General features: G+C 71.9%; 11 protein-coding genes. 8 read left to right on the forward strand and 3 right to left on the reverse strand.

Annotated elements, in window-relative coordinates; translation table 11 throughout:
• The first annotated feature begins 26 nt into the window (after positions 1–26).
• Together QEZ54_RS17015 and QEZ54_RS17020 are read left to right on the forward strand one after the other, a co-directional pair.
• Positions 27–4337 (forward strand): HAMP domain-containing protein, encoded by a 4311-nt coding sequence (locus QEZ54_RS17015; protein ID WP_281305683.1) that lies wholly within the window; start codon positions 27–29, stop codon positions 4335–4337.
• On the forward strand, positions 4334–4894 hold the full coding sequence (locus QEZ54_RS17020; RefSeq protein WP_281305592.1) for a response regulator: 561 nt from the start codon (positions 4334–4336) through the stop codon (positions 4892–4894). Before QEZ54_RS17015 ends, QEZ54_RS17020 begins: the two co-directional genes overlap by 4 nt.
• A 5-nt stretch (positions 4895–4899) precedes the next feature.
• Here QEZ54_RS17020 and QEZ54_RS17025 read toward each other — a convergent pair whose 3' ends face one another.
• Positions 4900–7281, reverse strand: a complete 2382-nt coding sequence (locus QEZ54_RS17025) for a SpoIIE family protein phosphatase (protein WP_281305593.1) — start codon at positions 7279–7281, stop codon at positions 4900–4902.
• A 151-nt stretch (positions 7282–7432) separates the two neighbouring features.
• Between QEZ54_RS17025 and QEZ54_RS17030 the strand changes: the two genes are divergently transcribed.
• Positions 7433–7756, forward strand: a complete 324-nt coding sequence (locus QEZ54_RS17030; protein ID WP_281305594.1) for an STAS domain-containing protein — start codon at positions 7433–7435, stop codon at positions 7754–7756.
• 266 nt (positions 7757–8022) lie between these two features.
• Positions 8023–8745, forward strand: coding sequence for a SigB/SigF/SigG family RNA polymerase sigma factor (locus QEZ54_RS17035; RefSeq protein ID WP_281305595.1), 723 nt, complete (start codon positions 8023–8025; stop codon positions 8743–8745).
• A gap of 71 nt (positions 8746–8816) precedes the next feature.
• Here the strand turns inward: QEZ54_RS17035 and argS are convergent, their stop codons facing one another.
• Complete coding sequence (gene argS / locus QEZ54_RS17040) at positions 8817–10532, reverse strand: arginine--tRNA ligase (protein WP_281305684.1); 1716 nt, start codon at positions 10530–10532, stop codon at positions 8817–8819.
• 269 nt (positions 10533–10801) lie between these two features.
• Here argS and QEZ54_RS17045 point away from each other — a divergent pair, with 269 nt between their 5' ends.
• The 3 genes from QEZ54_RS17045 to QEZ54_RS17055 all read left to right on the forward strand — a co-directional run bounded on the left by QEZ54_RS17045 (position 10802) and on the right by QEZ54_RS17055 (position 15130).
• Positions 10802–11554, forward strand: a complete 753-nt coding sequence (locus QEZ54_RS17045) for a class I SAM-dependent methyltransferase (RefSeq protein ID WP_281305596.1) — start codon at positions 10802–10804, stop codon at positions 11552–11554.
• 52 nt (positions 11555–11606) lie between these two features.
• Entirely contained in the window at positions 11607–12230 is a 624-nt protein-coding gene (locus tag QEZ54_RS17050) for a DUF305 domain-containing protein (RefSeq protein ID WP_281305597.1), read from the forward strand.
• A gap of 467 nt (positions 12231–12697) precedes the next feature.
• Entirely contained in the window at positions 12698–15130 is a 2433-nt protein-coding gene (locus QEZ54_RS17055; protein ID WP_281305598.1) for a CocE/NonD family hydrolase, read from the forward strand.
• 124 nt (positions 15131–15254) lie between these two features.
• Here the strand turns inward: QEZ54_RS17055 and QEZ54_RS17060 are convergent, their stop codons facing one another.
• Complete coding sequence (locus QEZ54_RS17060; protein ID WP_281305599.1) at positions 15255–16058, reverse strand: methyltransferase domain-containing protein; 804 nt, start codon at positions 16056–16058, stop codon at positions 15255–15257.
• Positions 16059–16168: 110 nt separating this feature from the next.
• On the opposite strand from QEZ54_RS17060, the gene QEZ54_RS17065 reads away from it, so the two are divergent.
• Entirely contained in the window at positions 16169–16567 is a 399-nt protein-coding gene (locus QEZ54_RS17065; protein WP_281305600.1) for a GNAT family N-acetyltransferase, read from the forward strand.
• Positions 16568–16697 lie beyond the last annotated feature (130 nt).

The following is a 16697-nucleotide window of genomic DNA, read 5'->3' on the forward strand; positions in this document are numbered from 1 at the left end:
CAGGAGCGACTGTGCAGCGGGAGCGGGTGGACGAGGCCCAGTGGCACGAGGTCGCCGCGGCCCTGCACGCGATGCGTACGGGCGACTTCAAGACGCGCCTGCCGCGCCGTTCCGGCGTGGTGGGTGAGGTCGCCGACGCGTTCAACGAGGTCATCGCGCTGCAGGAGCAGCGCAACCGGGAACTGATGCGCATCTCCCGGGTCGTCGGCCGGGAGGGCCGGGTCACCGAGCGCCTGGACGAGGAGGCGTACGAGGGCGCCTGGGCCGAGGGCATCAAGGCGGTCAACAACCTCATCGACGACCTGGGCCGCCCGACGGCCGAGATCGCCCGCGTGATCGTGGCGGTGGCCGAGGGCGACCTGTCGCAGCACATGCGTCTGGACATCGACGGGCGGCCGCTGCGCGGCGAGTTCCTCACCATCGGCCGCACCGTGAACCGGATGGTCGACCAGCTGTCGTCGTTCGCCGACGAGGTGACCCGCGTGGCGCGCGAGGTCGGCACCGAGGGCAAGCTCGGCGGCCAGGCCGACGTGCGCGGCGTCTCGGGCACCTGGCGCGACCTGACCGACAACGTGAACTTCATGGCGTCGAACCTGACCGCCCAGGTGCGCTCGATCTCGCAGGTGACCACCGCGATCGCGCAGGGCGACCTGTCCCAGAAGATCGCCATCTCGGCGCGCGGCGAGGTCGCCGACCTGGCCGACACCATCAACTCGCTCACCGACACGCTGCGCGTCTTCGCCGAGCAGGTGACCCGGGTGGCGCGCGAGGTCGGCACCGAGGGCAAGCTCGGCGGCCAGGCCGAGGTGCCCAACGTGGCCGGCACCTGGAAGGACCTCACCGACGCGGTCAACTACATGGCGTCCAACCTGACCGCGCAGGTCCGCAACATCTCCCAGGTCGCCACGGCGGTGGCCCGGGGCGACCTGTCGCAGAAGATCGCCGTGGCCGCGCAGGGCGAGATCCTGGAGCTCAAGGACGTCGTCAACACGATGGTGGACCAGCTGTCGTCGTTCGCCGACGAGGTGACGCGCGTGGCGCGTGAGGTCGGTTCGGAGGGCAAGCTCGGTGGTCAGGCGCAGGTGGCGGGGGTGTCCGGTACCTGGCGGGACCTGACGGAGAACGTGAACCAGCTGGCGGGCAACCTGACCGCGCAGGTCCGCAACATCGCGCAGGTGACCACGGCGGTGGCGCAGGGCGACCTGTCGCAGAAGATCACGGTCGATGCGCGGGGCGAGATCCTGGAGCTGAAGTCGACCGTCAACACGATGGTGGACCAGCTGTCGTCGTTCGCCGACGAGGTGACGCGCGTGGCGCGTGAGGTCGGTTCGGAGGGCAAGCTCGGTGGTCAGGCGCAGGTGGCGGGGGTGTCCGGTACCTGGCGCGGCCTGACGGAGAACGTGAACCAGCTGGCGGGCAACCTGACCGCGCAGGTCCGCAACATCGCGCAGGTGACCACGGCGGTGGCGCAGGGCGACCTGTCGCAGAAGATCACGGTCGATGCGCGGGGCGAGATCCTGGAGCTGAAGTCGACGGTCAACACGATGGTGGACCAGCTGTCGTCGTTCGCCGACGAGGTGACGCGGGTGGCGCGTGAGGTCGGCACCGAGGGCAAGCTCGGCGGTCAGGCCCAGGTCCGGGGTGTGGCCGGTACGTGGCGGGACCTGACCGACAACGTGAACTTCATGGCGTCGAACCTGACCGGGCAGGTCCGCAACATCGCCCAGGTCGCCACGGCGGTGGCCCGGGGCGACCTGTCCCAGAAGATCACCGTCGACGCCCAGGGCGAGATCCTGGAGCTGAAGTCGACCGTGAACACGATGGTGGACCAGCTGTCGTCGTTCGCCGACGAGGTCACCCGTGTCGCCCGCGAGGTCGGCACCGAGGGCAAGCTCGGCGGTCAGGCGCAGGTCCGGGGTGTCGCGGGTACATGGCGGGACCTGACCGACAACGTGAACTTCATGGCGTCGAACCTGACCGGCCAGGTCCGCAACATCGCCCAGGTGACCACGGCGGTGGCCCGGGGCGACCTGTCCCAGAAGATCACCGTCGACGCGCACGGCGAGATCCTGGAGCTGAAGAACACCGTCAACACGATGGTGGACCAGCTCTCCTCGTTCGCCGACGAGGTCACCCGTGTCGCCCGCGAGGTCGGCTCGGAGGGCAAGCTCGGCGGCCAGGCGCAGGTGCGCGGCGTCTCCGGCACCTGGCGCCACCTCACCGAGAACGTCAACCAGCTCGCCTCGACCCTGACCAACCAGCTGCGCGCCATCGCGACCGTGTCGACCGCGGTGACCCGGGGCGACATGACCCAGCGCATCACCGTCGAGGCGCAGGGCGAGGTCGCCGAGCTCAAGGACAACGTCAACCAGATGATCGTCGCCCTGCGCGACACCACCAAGAAGAACGCCGAGCAGGGCTGGCTGGACTCCAACCTGGCCCGCGCCGGTGAGCTGCTGCAGGGCCAGCGGGACCTGGAGCAGGTCTGCCGCATGATCATGTCCGAGGTCACGCCGCTGATCGACGCGCAGCTCGGCGCGTTCTTCCTGTCCGTACTGGACGGGGACGTGTCCCAGCTCCAGCTCGCCGCCGCGTACGGCTACTCCACCGAGGGTGCGGCCTCCGGCTACGCCCCCGGTGAGGGGCTGGTCGGGCAGGCGGCGCTGGACCGCCGGGCCATCCGCGCCGGGGCGGGCAAGACCACGCTGACGGTCAGATCCGGCATCGCCGAGACCGCCGTGGCCGACCTGATCGTGCTGCCGATCGCGTTCGAGGGCGAGTCGCTGGGCGTGATCGAGTTCGGCAGCGTCACCGCCTTCTCCGAGCTGCACCTGGACTTCCTGGAGCGGCTGGCCGGCACGCTGGGCATCGCGCTCAACACCATCCTGGCCAACCGGCGCACCGAGGAGCTGCTGGCCCAGTCGCAGCGGCTGGCCCAGGAGCTGCGCGACCGGTCGGTGGAGCTCCAGCGCACCAACAACGAGCTGGAGGAGAAGGCGGCGCAGCTGTCGGAGCAGAACCGCAACATCGAGATCAAGAACCGGGAGATCGAGCTGGCCCGGCTGGGTCTGGAGGACAAGGCCCGGCAGCTGTCGGCGGCCTCGCAGTACAAGTCGGAGTTCCTGGCGAACATGTCGCACGAGCTGCGTACGCCGCTGAACTCGCTGCTGCTGCTGTCGCGGCTGCTGGCCGACAACACCGAGAACAACCTGCACGCCAAGCAGATCGAGTTCGCCCGGACCATCCACAGTGCCGGGTCGGACCTGCTCGCCCTGATCGACGACATCCTGGACCTGTCCAAGATCGAAGCAGGCCGGATGGACGTGCAGCCCGGCGAGGTGCGCTTCCGCGAGGTCTGCGAGTACGTGGAGCAGGCGTTCCGGCCGCAGGCCGAGGACAAGGGCCTGACCCTGGAGGTGCGCCTGGCCGAGGTGCTGCCCGCCGGCATGATCACCGACGCGCAGCGGCTGCAGCAGATCCTGCGCAACCTGCTCTCCAACGCGGTCAAATTCACCGAGAGCGGCCTGGTCACCCTGGAGATCGGACCGGCACCGGCCGACCTGGTGTTCGAGGAGGCGTCGCTGCGCCAGGCGGGCGAGGTGGTGATGTTCGCCGTACGCGACACCGGCATCGGCATCTCCGCCAGCAAGCTGGCCCTGATCTTCGACGAGTTCCAGCAGGCCGACGGCACCACCAGCCGCAAGTACGGCGGCACCGGCCTGGGCCTGTCGATCAGCCGGGAGCTGTCGCGCCTGCTCGGCGGCACCATCACCGTGACGTCGGTGCCGGGGGAGGGCTCGACCTTCGCCCTGTACCTGCCGGGCATGCTCACCGGCGCCCCGGCCGTGCTCGCCCCGCCCGCGCCGATCCCGCCCGCGGCGGCGCCGGTGGGCCGCCCGATCATCGGCCGCCCCGCCAGCGAGCTGGTCGCCGACGAGGTGGCCCTGCCGCTGGGCGACGCCACCGTGCTCATCGTCGACGACGACGTGCGAAACGTGTTCGCGCTGGCCAGCGCCCTGGAGCAGCACGGCATGCGGGTGCTGTACGCCGACAACGGCAACGACGGCATCAGACTCCTGGCCGAGCATCCCGACATCGACATCGTGCTGATGGACGCGATGATGCCCGAGCAGGACGGCTACGAGACCACCCGCATCATCCGGCGCAACCCGCACCTGGCCGACCTGCCGGTGGTGTTCCTGACCGCCAAGGCGATGCCCGGCGACCGGGAGTTCGCGCTGGCCGCCGGGGCCAGCGACTACATCACCAAACCGGTCGACCTGGATGAGCTGCTGCGGCTCATGTCGGCCTGGATCACCCGTGAGGAGCAGGCATGAGCCAGCCGACCGCGACCGGCACGGCCAAGGTGCTGCTGGTCGACGACCGTGCCGACAACCTGGTGGCGCTGGAGGCGATGCTGCAGGGGCTGCCGGTGGACCCGGTCGCCGTCAGCAGCGGTGAGGCCGCGCTCAAACGGCTGCTCATCGACGACTTCGCGGTGATCCTTATGGACGCGTACATGCCCGGCATGGACGGGTTCGAGACCGCCGGGCACGTCAAGCGGCGCGAACGCACCCGGCACATCCCGATCATCTTCCTCACCGCCGCCGACGGCGACGCGCGCCTGGCGCTGCGCGGCTACGCCGCCGGGGCGGTGGACTACCTGACCAAGCCGTTCGACCCGTGGGTGCTGCGGGCGAAGGTCGCCATCTTCGCCGACCTGTGGGCCAAGAACCAGCAGCTGCGCCAGCAGGCGGCGCAGTGGAGCAGGCTGTCGGCGGCCGCGCACGAGGCGGTGCGGCTGCTGGCCGAGCCCGGCCAGTCCGAGCAGGCCCGCGCGGCGCTGCTGGCCGCGCTGCCCGCCGTGCCCCGGGAGGCGGCCTCGGCGGCCTGAGGCGGTCAGCCCTCCGCCGCGACGTCGAGGACCAGCAGGCAGGCCTCGTCGTCGCGCTCGCTCGGGGTGATCTCCCACAGGGCGGCGCTGCCGCCCTCGCGGTGCGCGGCCTCGACCCGGTCCCGGAAGTCCGACAGCGGGTCGCGCTTGCGCCGGTGCAGCACCCCGTCGGTGAACGCGACCAGGCTGTCGCCCGGGGCCAGCGTCATCGAAGCGGTGGCGAACCCCATGCCGTCCATCAGGCCCAGCATGGGCCCGGTCGGCTCGTCGACGGTGCGCGCCACCCCGTCGCGCACCAGGATCGGCTGCAGGTGCCCGGCCGAGGCCCAGGTCAGCGTACGGTCCTGCGGGCGGTACCGGGCGATCAGCAGGCTGGCCAGGGGCGCGTCCGGCGCCCGCATGATCATGTCGTTGATGCTGCGCAGGATGTCGGCGGGGGCGGCCCCGGCCATACCCAGCGCCATCACCGGGAAGCGCAGCCGCACCACGGCCGCGGCCGCGACCAGGCCGGTGCCGCAGGCGTCGCCGATGACGCACAGCATGCTGCCGTCGTCGAGCCGGTCGGCGTCGCAGAAGTCGCCCCGCAGCGGCGTACGCGGCGAGGTGGCGGCGTAGTGGCGGCCGGTGACCCGCACCCCGGACCCGGCCAGGGCCAGGTCGCGGTTGGGGTACAGCAGCCGGGTCAGGTTGCTGGTCAGCGCCTGCTCGGCGGCCAGCTGCAGCTGCCGCGCGGCCGCGGCGTTCTCGCTGCGGGTGGAGCGGTCCTGCGCCGCCCGCTTCTCCGAGACGTCCTGCAGCACCAGCCGGATCAGCCGCACCTCGCCGTCGTGCACGTCGGCCTCGCCGAACACGCGCACCGGCATGATGCCGCGGGTGGTGTTGAGCCGCAGCTCGGCCAGCTCCGGGCCGCCCTGCGCGAGGTCGGTCAGCAGCTGCTTGAGCGCGCCCCGGTCGGTGGCGGCGAAGAACCCGGCGAACTTGTCCAGCGTCGTCGGCCCGTGCTCCGGATCGCGGTCGACCAGCCCGTACAGGCCGGCCGACCAGACCGCGTCCTTGGCGCGCAGGTCCCACTCGGCCCAGCCGAACCGGCCCAGCGTCTCCAGCCGGGCCATCCGCTCGTCGTTGCTGAGCGCGTCGTCGATGCGCGACCAGCTCGCCAGCAGCGCGTCCCCGATGCGCACCGCGCGCCGGTTGAGCACCACCCGGCGGGGGCGGCCGTCGATGAGGGCGTCCTCGGTGCTGGCGTCGCGGCTGAACGGCACGTCGTCGCGCAGCAGCTTCACGTACGCGTCGAAGACCCCGTTGGCGCCCAGCTGCGGGTACGCGTCGAGCAGCCGCCGCCCCACCGTGTCGCCCTCGTCGCTGCGGGCCTGCCGGCTCACCGCCGCGACGGTGAAGTCCTCGACGGTGTCGTCGGCGCCGTACACCGGGACCAGCAGGTGCCCGGGGCCGTCCATCACCTCGAGCATCGAGGCCAGCCACAGCGGCAGCGGCGCCGGCGCGTCCTCGGCGGTCGGCCACAGCCGACGCAGTGCTCGGCCCGTTCCGGCGGCGAGCTGGTCGAGGTACGCGCGGTCGACCGCGCCGAACTCCTGCGGCTCGCCCCAGACCAGGGCCAGCACCCCCACCACCTGCTCGTCGGCGACCAGCGGGAACGCCGCGCGGGCCACCCCCGGCCCGATCAGGACGTAGCCGTGCGGGGTGGTCCCGTCCACGAGCACCGGCCGTCCGGTCCGGGCCGCCTGGCCCACCACCGTCGGCAGCGAACTGGGCGAGCGGCGCCACTCGCTGGCCACCTGGGCAGGCCAGCCGTGGCTGGCCACCAGCCGCACCGCCTCGTCCGGCTCGACGGCGAACACGGCCGCCGCGCCGCCGGGCGGGTCGCCCATCCCGATCCCGACCAGGGCCCGGGCCAGCGCCGCGAAGTCCTCGGCGGCGTCCATCGCGGCCAGGCACCGCCGCAGCTGCCGGGCGAGCGCGGTGGGCAGCGGCTGATCCGGCTCGTCGGACAGCCCCACCCGGGTGCGCGGACCGGCCACCGCCGCGGCGACCTGCGAGCCGAGCGCGGCCGGGGTGGCCACCACCGGGGCGGGCGGTGCGGTCGGGGACACCGGGTCCTGCCCGGCGGCGTTGGCCGGCACCCGGGCGCCGACGATGTCGGCGGCCAGGTCGACCACGCTGACGTTGCGCTGCTGGGACATGGCCGACAGCTGCCCGAACGCGGTCTCCGGGTCGCAGCCCGTCCGCTCGGCCAGGATGCCCTTGGCCTGCTCGATGAGCCCTCGGGTGCGCATGGCCTTGCGCAGGCCGCTCACCTCGGACTCCAGGCGCTGTACCCGTGCGACCCAGTCGTCGTCCGCGGGCTGCTGCCGTGCCGCTCGCACCATGGAAGTCCCTCTGCCCCGCTGTTCTGTCGCCCAAACCGCCGTTGTCCGCCTTCTCTCTACCAGACCGGCCCGCGGTGCGGCCAGGCGGTGCGACCGGTGTCCGGTACATCGCTGACATGCGTTAATGGGTAAGGAGGACGGGAGGAGCCCGATGGGTCGCGAGTACGGCGTAACGCACGGCACCGAGGACGGCCTGGCAGTGGTGCGGGTCCAGGGCGAGATCGACCTGATGACCGCGGACGCGCTGCGCGACGAGCTGTGCGCGGCGGTCCAGGCCGCCCCGGTGGTCATGGTCGACCTGTCCGGGGTGGGCTTCCTGGACTCGACGGGGGTGCGTTCGCTGTTCGACGCGTACAAGTGCGCCGCCGACCTCGGCCACCACCTGTACGTGCGGGACGCCCAGCAGTGGGTGGCGAAGGTCCTCGATGTGACCGGCGTGGGCAGGCTGCTCACCCCGCCCGCGCCGAAATCGTGACAGCGCGGTGCATCGCCTCGGACGGGATTCGGGGAGTAGGCTTACCCACGTCGTGAAAGCGGCAAACCGGCGCTGCCGCACCGTTGGCCGCGTCAGGTGCTCCAGCAGCAGGGCACCACCGCCTAGCTCTTCCTGTCGTCGCATCGCGCGGGGCGCGACCGCGGCAGGGGACCCAGGTTCCGGCCATGAACACCACCTTGACCGCCTCCGGCGGAACGGGCTCACTCAGCGACACCTTTGCCCAGTTCCATGATCAGTTGCTCCTCATGCACCGTCTGCCGGACTGCGACGTCGGCAAGGAACGGCTGCGCGAGGAGATCATCTGCGGCTGCGCGCCCGTGGCGCGTCGGCTCGCCCTGCGCTTCCGCAACCGCGGCGAGGAGCTCGACGACCTGACCCAGGTCGCCACCATCGGCCTGATCAAGGCGGTGGACCGCTACCAGCCCGACCGGGGCGTGCCCTTCGCCAGCTACGTGCTGCCCACCATGCTGGGCGAGATCAAGCGGTACTTCCGCGACCGCACCTGGACCCTGCACGTGCAGCGCTCGCTGCAGGAGCTGCACCTGGCCGTGTGCAAGGCGGTGCCCGAGCTGAGCCAGCAGCTGCAGCGCACGCCCACCGTCGACGACCTCGCCGAGCACCTGGGCGTCCGCGCCGAGCAGGTGCGCGCGGCGCTGGACTGCGCCGGGGCGTACACCGCGGGCTCGCTGAACGCACCCGTGGGGGAGGAGGGGGGCGAGGGGCAGCTGATGGACCTGCTGGGCGACGTGGACGGCGAGGTCGAGAGCCTGCCCGACCGCGACGCGCTGCGCCAGGCCATCGACACCCTGCCCGAGCGGGAGCGCCGCATCCTGCAGCTGCGGTTCGTGGACTGCCGGACCCAGACGGAGATCGCCGAAGAGGTCGGCGTATCCCAGATGCACGTCTCCCGCCTGCTCACCCGCGCCCTGGCCGCCCTGCGCGACCGCCTCACCGACGAGACGGACTGACCCCCACGCCGCAGTTTCGGGGAAAGTGCACGAATCCAGTTCAAGATTCTGGCACTTTCCCCGAAAGCGCGTCACATGCGCGGCGGGGCGGTGATGCCGAGGAGGTCCAGGCCCCGGGCGATGGTGCGGGCGGTCAGGTCGCACAGCGCCAGGCGGCTGGCCAGCACCTCGTCCTTCGACTTGAGCACCGGGCAGTTGTCGTAGAACGACGTGAACGCCCCGGCCAGCCCCTGCAGGTACGCCGCCAGCCGGTGGAACTGCAGCGTCTGCCCGGCCAGGGTCACCACCGCCGGGAAGTGCAGCAGCTCCATGGCCAGCGCCCGCTCCGCCGGGTGCGCCACCAGCAGCACCGCCGCCGGATCGGGCACCACCCCGCCCCTGCGGAAGATGGACTGGATCCGCGCGTACGTGTACTGCAGATACGCCCCCGTGTCCCCGCTGAACGACAGCATCCGGTCCCAGTCGAACGTGTAGTCCTTGCCCCGCTCGCTGGACAGGTCGACGTACTTGATCGCGCCGATGCCGACCGACTGCGCCACGGCCGCCTGGGTCTGCGCGTCGAGCTCCGGGTTCTTCTCCTGGACCAGTGCCAGGGCCCGGGTCACCGCCTCGTCCAGCAGGTCGGCGAGCTTCACCGTGTCGCCGGACCGGGAGGCCAGCTTGCGGCCGTCGGCGCCGAGCACCAGGCCGTACCCGACGTGCACGGCCTCGGCGGGCTCCTTGAGCCAGCCCGCCTCCCGCGCGGTCTGGTACACCATCTCCAGGTGCTGCCGCTGCTCGTTGCCGACGACGTACAGCATCCGGTCGGCGTGCAGGTCCTGGGTCCGGTACCGGATCGCGGCCAGGTCGGTGGCGCCGTAGCCGTAGCCGCCGCCGGTCTTGCGCACGATGATCGGCAGCGGCTCGCCGTCGCGCCCGGTGAACCCGGCCGGGAACGCGCACCGCGCCCCGCCGCTGTCGCGCAGCAGGCCGAGCCGTTCGAGCTCGTCGACGACCGGGTCGAGCCGGTCGTTGTAGAAGGACTCGCCGCAGAAGTCGGCGTCGGTCAGGGTGACGCCGAGTCTGGCGTACACGCTGAGGAAGTACTTCTCGCTCTCGGCGACCAGCAGCCGCCACAGCCGCAGCGTCGCCTCGTCCCCGGCCTGCAGCGCGACCACCCGCGCCCGGGCCCGGTCGGCGAAGCCGGGCTCGCCGTCGAACTTGGCCCGCGCGGCCCGGTAGAAGCCGCTCAGGTCGCCCACGGACAGCTCGTGCACGGCCTCGGCCTCGCCGATGTCGAGCAGGTGCTCGATGAGCATGCCGAACGGGGTGCCCCAGTCGCCGAGGTGGTTGGCCCGCACCACGTCGTGGCCGAGCCAGGTCAGCGCCCGGGCCGCCGCGTCGCCGATGACGGTGGAGCGCAGGTGCCCGACGTGCATCTCCTTGGCCACGTTGGGCGCCGAGTAGTCGATGATCACCGTCTGCGGCAGTTCGGCCGTCGGCACACCCAGCCGCTGGTCGCCGTACACCTGGCCGAGCAGCCGCGCCACCGCGTCGTCGTGCAGGGTCACGTTGATGAAGCCCGGCCCGGCCGGCTCGGCGTCGGCCAGGTCGGCCAGGTCGGCCGCGGCCAGGATCTCGGCGGCGACCTCCCTGGGGTTGCGGCCCAGCCTGCGGGCCAGCGCGAGCGCCCCGTCGGCCTGGAAGTCGGCGTGCTGCGAGCGGCGCAGCGCCGGGTCCGCGGGGCCGTCGGCGACCGTGGCGAAGGCCGACGCGAACCGGTCGTGCAGCAGGGATTCCAAATCGATCATGGCGGATCGTTCGCTTTCTGCGAGAAGGCAGGGCGGGGCGAAAGGCGAGAAGCCTTCAGGGGTATGGCGGCAGCGACGCTGATCCGGGCGCGGGTGCGCTCAGCGGGCTGCCGGAACGCGTCGTCGCACGACGCGGGACCCGGACGCGGGCAGGGACCGGCCGGGACGGCGGTCGCGGAGCCACTGCGGGGTCATGCGCCAGACCATACCCGATCGCACCCGAAACGGGGTCGTGTGATTCCCGCGACGCCGCCAGGATGGACTCCATGACCCAGGCGCCCGACTACCGGTTCTACGGCGACCTCGCCCCATGGTGGCCGCTGCTCTCCCCGCCCGAGGACTACGCCGAGGAGGCGTCGTTCGGCGCCGCCGTGCTGGCCGGCGCCGCCATCCCGGTACGCGAGGTGCTGGAGCTGGGCAGCGGCGGCGGCCACAACGCCGTGCACCTGCGCCGCCACTACGAACTGACGCTGGTGGACCTGTCCGAGCCGATGCTGGCCATGTCGCGGCTGCTCAACCCCGGCTGCCCGCACCACGTCGGCGACATGCGCACCGTCCGCCTCGGCCGCGCCTTCGACGCCGTCTACGTCCACGACGCCGTCGACTACATGACCACCGAGGACGACCTGCGCGCCGCCGTCGCCACCGCGTACGCCCACACCCGCCCCGGCGGAGTGGCCGTGTTCGTGCCCGACGAGACCACCGAGAGCTGGGAAGCCGGCACCGACCACGGCGGCACCGACGCCCCCGACGGCCGCGCCGCCCGCTACCTGTCCTGGTCCTGGGACCCCGACCCCACCGACACCTGGACCGCCACCGAGTACACGTTCCTGCTGCGCGAGCCCGACGGCACCGTCCGCAGCGTCCACGAGACCCACCGCACCGGCCTGTTCGGACGGGGCGTCTGGCTGCGGCTGCTCGCCGAGGCCGGGTTCGACGTGCGCGTCGTCGAGGAGCAGACGACCGAGGACCGGCCGCCCCGCGAGTTCTTCACCGGCCACCGCCCCGCGATGCACTAGCGTTGACCGGTACGCCGGACCCGCCGGTGCACCCACCGGAAGGCTCGCGTCCATGCCCGGCTCCCGCCGTCACCGTCCCGCCGCGCTGCTGCTCGCGCCGCTCGCGGCCGCCCTGCTCGGGGGCTGCGGCACCGACCACGCGGGCATGGGCCACGGGGCGGTGCCGGACGCCGCGGTCGCCGCGTCGGCGTCGGCGGCCGGTTTCAACGCCGCCGACGTGATGTTCGTGCAGATGATGATCCCGCACCACCGGCAGGCGGTGGAGCTGTCGGACCTCGCCGCGAGCCGGGCGAACGACGCCCGGGTGAAGGAGCTGGCGGCGCAGATCAAGGCGCAGCAGCAGCCGGAGATCGACACGATGCTGGACTGGCTGGACGCGTACCAGCAGCCGACGCCGGGTGCGAGCGGGATGGGCCCGGGGCACGGCGGCGACCACGGCGCGATGATGGGGATGGCCACCGACGCACAGCTCAAGGCGCTGGGTCAGGCTTCGGGTACGCCGTTCGACCGGATGTTCCTGACCCTGATGATCGCCCACCACGAGGGCGCGCTCAACATGGCCGACCAGGAGCTGGTCGACGGCGCGAACCCGCTGGTGCGGCAGCTCGCCCAGCAGGTGGTCAACAGCCAGTCGACCGAGATCGCCACCATGCGCTCCATCCTCGACCGCCTGTAACCGGCCGGGCGCCGGTCGCCTGGTCGCGCCCCCTTCTTCAATTGACGCTGGCCTATCTAGAAGACTGTTTTCGCGAACGGGTCTTCTGGATAGGCCAGCGTCAATGCTAGGTGGGGCGATGGGCCTCCCGGGTGTCGGCGTGCGGGGTGTCGGGCACTGGTTCGGGGCTGCTTGGCGCAGCAACCGACCGCAAGCGGCGATCACGGTGGATGGAACCGGCTTTGATCGCTGACCGCGGTCATTTTCTGGTGCCCGGAAGCGGCCTGTGACCTCAAGTAGCGATCTTCGCGCGCCGGACGACGGGTGGCGGGCTCGCCGCGGTGCTCGCTGCGGGCGAGGGCCGCGGTCGGGGCTGCGGTGGGTGCGCGGTCGCGGGGTTGAATCACCGGCGTCGATCTGACAACATCGACAACCATCATGCTCATCTGGCATTCGGCGACTGTCCAACACCCCTGGAAGGAAGCCACATGCGGTTCACCCACCGCGTAGCGACCGTTTTCGTCCTGCTCGCAGCCGCGCTCCCGGTCTCGACCGCCGGTGCGAACGCGGCGGCCCCGCCCCGAGCGCCGCTGCGGGCGGCGGCGCTGGCGCAGATCGAGGAGCGGGTGTACGTCGAGTCCAGCGTCGACTCCAACGGGGACGGGCGGCTCGACCGGATCGCCATCGACATCGCCCGGCCGTCGACGGGCGGGCCGTTCCCGGTCGTGTTCGAGCAGAGCCCGTACCGCAACGGGCTGGCCAACGCCGCGAACCACGGGGTGAACGTCACCGCCCTGCCGCAGGAGAGCCTGTTCGGCGTCACGCCGGGCGCCTCGGCGGCGACGGGCCCCGGCGTCAGCGTCGCCAAGCCCGTGCCGGACCTGCCCGACTGGTACGACGACTACTTCGTGCCCAAGGGGTACGCGGTGGTGCTCGGCCACAGCCTGGGCACGGGTGACTCGGACGGCTGCCCGACCAGCGGAGACATGCAGGAGACGCTGGCCACCACGGCGGTGGTCGACTGGCTCAACGGCCGGGCGCGCGGGTTCAGCGCCGCGGGTGCGCAGGTGACGGCGTCCTGGAGCACCGGCAACGTCGGCATGATCGGCATCTCGTACAACGGCACGCTGCCGAACATGGCCGCCGCCACCGGCGTCGCCGGGCTCAAGGCGATCGTGCCGATCTCGGCGATCTCCAGCTGGTACGACTACTACCGGGCCAACGGGCTCGTCGTCGCGCCGGGCGGCTACCAGGGCGAGGACGCCGACGTGCTGGCGCGGGCGGTCGTCGACCGCACCGACTGCACCAGCCGGATCAACCAGATCGAGACCGACCAGGACCGGGTCACCGGCGACTGGAAGCAGTTCTGGGCCGACCGGGACTACGTCGGCAAGGCGAACCGGGTCAGCGCGGGCGTGTTCGTCATCCACGGCCAGGCCGACTGGAACGTCAAGGGCCAGCACTACGCCCAGTGGTGGGACGCGCTGCGGGCGAACAACGTGCCGCGCAAGATCTGGCTGCACAACGGCGGCCACGGCACGACCTCCCGCGCGGACTACAAGGCGACCGTCGAGCGCTGGTTCGAGTACTTCCTCAAGGGCGTGAACAACGGCGTCCTCACCGAGCCCCGGGCCGAGGTGCAGTTCAAGGACGGCACCTGGCGCCAGTACGCGGACTGGCCCAACCCCGGCGCCACCGAGGCCGTGTTCAAGCTCGACGCGGCGTCGGCGACCGCGCCCGGCGGGCTGACCCTCGGCACGCCGAGCGGCGCCACGGCGCAGTCGTTCACCGACAACGGGCGCAGCAGCACCGCCACGACCCTGGTCGCGAACCCGGACAGCGCCAACGCCAACCGGCTGGTGTACCGGACCGGCAACCTGGCCGCCGCGGTGACGCTGACCGGCTCGCCGCGCGTCTCGCTGCGCCTGGCCGTCACCAACCGCAACGACGCCAACGTGACCGCGCTGCTGGTCGACTACGGCGGTACCGGCACCAGCACCACCCCCGTGATCGTGACCCGGGGCTGGATCGACCCGCAGAACCGCAACAGCCGGGCCACCAGCGAGAAGGTCGTGCAGGGCACGGAGTACACGCTGAACTTCGCCATGCAGCCCAAGGACTACGTTTTCGCGGCCGGGCACCGGATCGGCCTCGTGGTGATCTCCACCGACTACGACTACACGCTGCGCCCGCCGGCCGGGGCCGGGCTGCGGCTCAACCCCGTCGGCAGCACGCTGGCGATCGCGCAGACCGGCCTGGCCACCGGCAACGACTACGCGGTCTCGGTGTCGCCGACGGCGGGCGCGACCAACCCCGGCGGCTCGCTGACCGCGACTGTCGCCACGACGGTGACCAGCGGCTCCGCGCAGAGCGTGACGCTGTCGGCGGCCGGGCTGCCGGCGGGCGTGACCGCGTCCTTCAACCCGTCGACCGTGACGGCCGGCGGCAGCTCCACGCTGACGCTCAGCACCACCGCCTCGGTGGCGCCGGGGACCTACCCGATCACCGTCACCGGCACGGGCACCAGCGCCACCCGTACCGCGTCCTACGTGCTCACGGTCAACGGCCCCGGCGGTTGCCGGGCCACGAACCCGACCGATGTGGCGATCCCGGACGCGGGTGCCGCGGTGGAAAGCGTGATCACCATCAGCGGCTGCCCCGGGGCGGCGTCGGCGGCGTCCACGGCCGAGGTGCACATCGTCCACCCGTACCGTGGTGATCTGGTGGTCAGCCTGGTCGCACCGGACGGTTCGAGCTACTCGCTGAGCAACCGGTCCGGCGGCAGCGCGGACGACATCCACCAGACGTTCACGGTGAACCTCTCCGGTGAGACCGCCAACGGCTCTTGGCGGCTGCGGGTACAGGATGCCGCGTCGGCGGACGTCGGTCGGATCGATACCTGGACCCTGACCGTGGGCTGACTCATGCCACGCGTTACACCTCATACGGTGTGGCCACACCGTATGAGGTGTAACGCGCTAGGGCACCACCTCGCGCCGACCGCCATCGCGCTGCCGGCCCAGGGATGCTTTAGCGGTGCGGTGGTCAGACCCGCCCGATGATCTCTCCGTGCAGGACGGTGAACCAGCCGTCGGGGTCGGCGGCCCAGGCCGCCCACGCGGCCGAGAGCCGGCGCAGCTCGGCCTCGGTGGACAGGCCTTCGCGCAGCACCTGCTGGGCCATCGCCGACTCGACGATCCGGTCGGCCCACATCCCGCCCCACCACTGCCGGTCGCGGTCGTCGGCGAAGGTCCACAGGCTGGCGGTGGCGGTGACGTCGGTGAACCCGGCCGCCCGGGCCCACGACAGCAGCCGCCGCCCGGCGTCGGGTTCGCCCTTGTTGTTGTGGCAGGCCTGGTAGTACAGCTCCAGCCAGCGGTCCAGGTCGGGCAGCTGCGGATACCAGGTGAAGCCGCCGTAGTCGCTGTCGCGGACGGCCACGATCCCACCGGGGCGGCACACGCGGTGCATCTCGCGCAGCGCCCGGACCGGGTCGGCGACATGCTGCAGCACCTGGTGGGCATGGACGACGTCGAAGCTCGCGTCGGCGAAGTGCAGGGCGTGCACGTCCGCGACGACGAAGTCGATGTTGTCGACGCCGCGCGCTTCGGCCTCGGCGCGGGCCAGTTCCAGCGCGTCGGCGGTGATCTCCACCGCGGTGACCCGGCCCGGTGCGACGATCGCGGCCAGGTCGCACGTGATGGTGCCGGGGCCGCAGCCGATGTCGAGCACCGACATGCCCGCGGCCAGGTGGGGCAGCAGGTACGCGGCGGAGTTCTCGGCGGTACGCCAGCGGTGCGAGCGCAGCACACTCTCGTGGTGGCCATGGGTGTAGACCTGGTTCGGCATACCGTCCACGCTAAACCTCGTCCTGTGATACGAGACGATTTTCTCAAGATATGAACCAGTGTCGAGAAAAGGCATGTCGGGGGCGTGGCGGTATGCGCGATACTCGCGCGATGGATGTCGAGTACACCTGGCGCGGCGAGTTCACCAGCGACGAGGCCGACCGGCTGCACGCCGAGGGCTTCGGCTACGACCCCGTCGGCCACGATTGGCGGGCCCAGGTGGAGCGGCACAGCCTCGGCTGGGTCTGCGCCCGCGCGGGAGGTCGCCTGGTCGGCTTCGTGAACGTGATCTGGGACGGCTCCGCGCACGCGTTCCTGCTGGACACCGTCGCCGCCGCCGACCTGCGGCGCCAAGGCGTCGGCGCCCGGTTGGTCGAGGTGGCGGTCGAGCGCTCCCGCGCGGCGGGATGCGAATGGCTCCATGTGGACTTCGAGGAGCACCTGGACGGCTTCTACTTCGCCGCCTGCGGCTTCACCCCGACCCGAGCCGGCCTCATCCGCCTGGCCTAGCGCCGGCTGCGTCAGCGGGTTCGGGGAGACTGCCGGAAATGCGGCCGGATTCGTGCACTTTCCCGCAACCGCAGCCCGGCGCCGGGCTGCGAGGGGGAGGGGGAAGGGTGCCGCGCCCGGCCCGGGGGCG

Source organism: Catellatospora sp. KI3, from assembly GCF_029948125.1.
Classification (GTDB): domain Bacteria; phylum Actinomycetota; class Actinomycetes; order Mycobacteriales; family Micromonosporaceae; genus Catellatospora.

Bases quoted from the DNA above. Each gene is read 5' to 3' on its own strand.
- QEZ54_RS17030 (WP_281305594.1), top strand. From the start codon at position 7,433: ATGGGTCGCGAGTACGGCGTAACGCACGGCACCGAGGACGGCCTGGCA.
- QEZ54_RS17055 (WP_281305598.1), top strand. From the start codon at position 12,698: ATGCGGTTCACCCACCGCGTAGCGACCGTTTTCGTCCTGCTCGCAGCC.
- QEZ54_RS17035 (WP_281305595.1), top strand. From the start codon at position 8,023: ATGCACCGTCTGCCGGACTGCGACGTCGGCAAGGAACGGCTGCGCGAG.
- QEZ54_RS17050 (WP_281305597.1), top strand. From the start codon at position 11,607: ATGCCCGGCTCCCGCCGTCACCGTCCCGCCGCGCTGCTGCTCGCGCCG.
- QEZ54_RS17020 (WP_281305592.1), top strand. From the start codon at position 4,334: ATGAGCCAGCCGACCGCGACCGGCACGGCCAAGGTGCTGCTGGTCGAC.
- QEZ54_RS17025 (WP_281305593.1), bottom strand. From the start codon at position 7,281: ATGGTGCGAGCGGCACGGCAGCAGCCCGCGGACGACGACTGGGTCGCA.
- QEZ54_RS17065 (WP_281305600.1), top strand. From the start codon at position 16,169: ATGGATGTCGAGTACACCTGGCGCGGCGAGTTCACCAGCGACGAGGCC.
- QEZ54_RS17045 (WP_281305596.1), top strand. From the start codon at position 10,802: ATGACCCAGGCGCCCGACTACCGGTTCTACGGCGACCTCGCCCCATGG.
- QEZ54_RS17060 (WP_281305599.1), bottom strand. From the start codon at position 16,058: ATGCCGAACCAGGTCTACACCCATGGCCACCACGAGAGTGTGCTGCGC.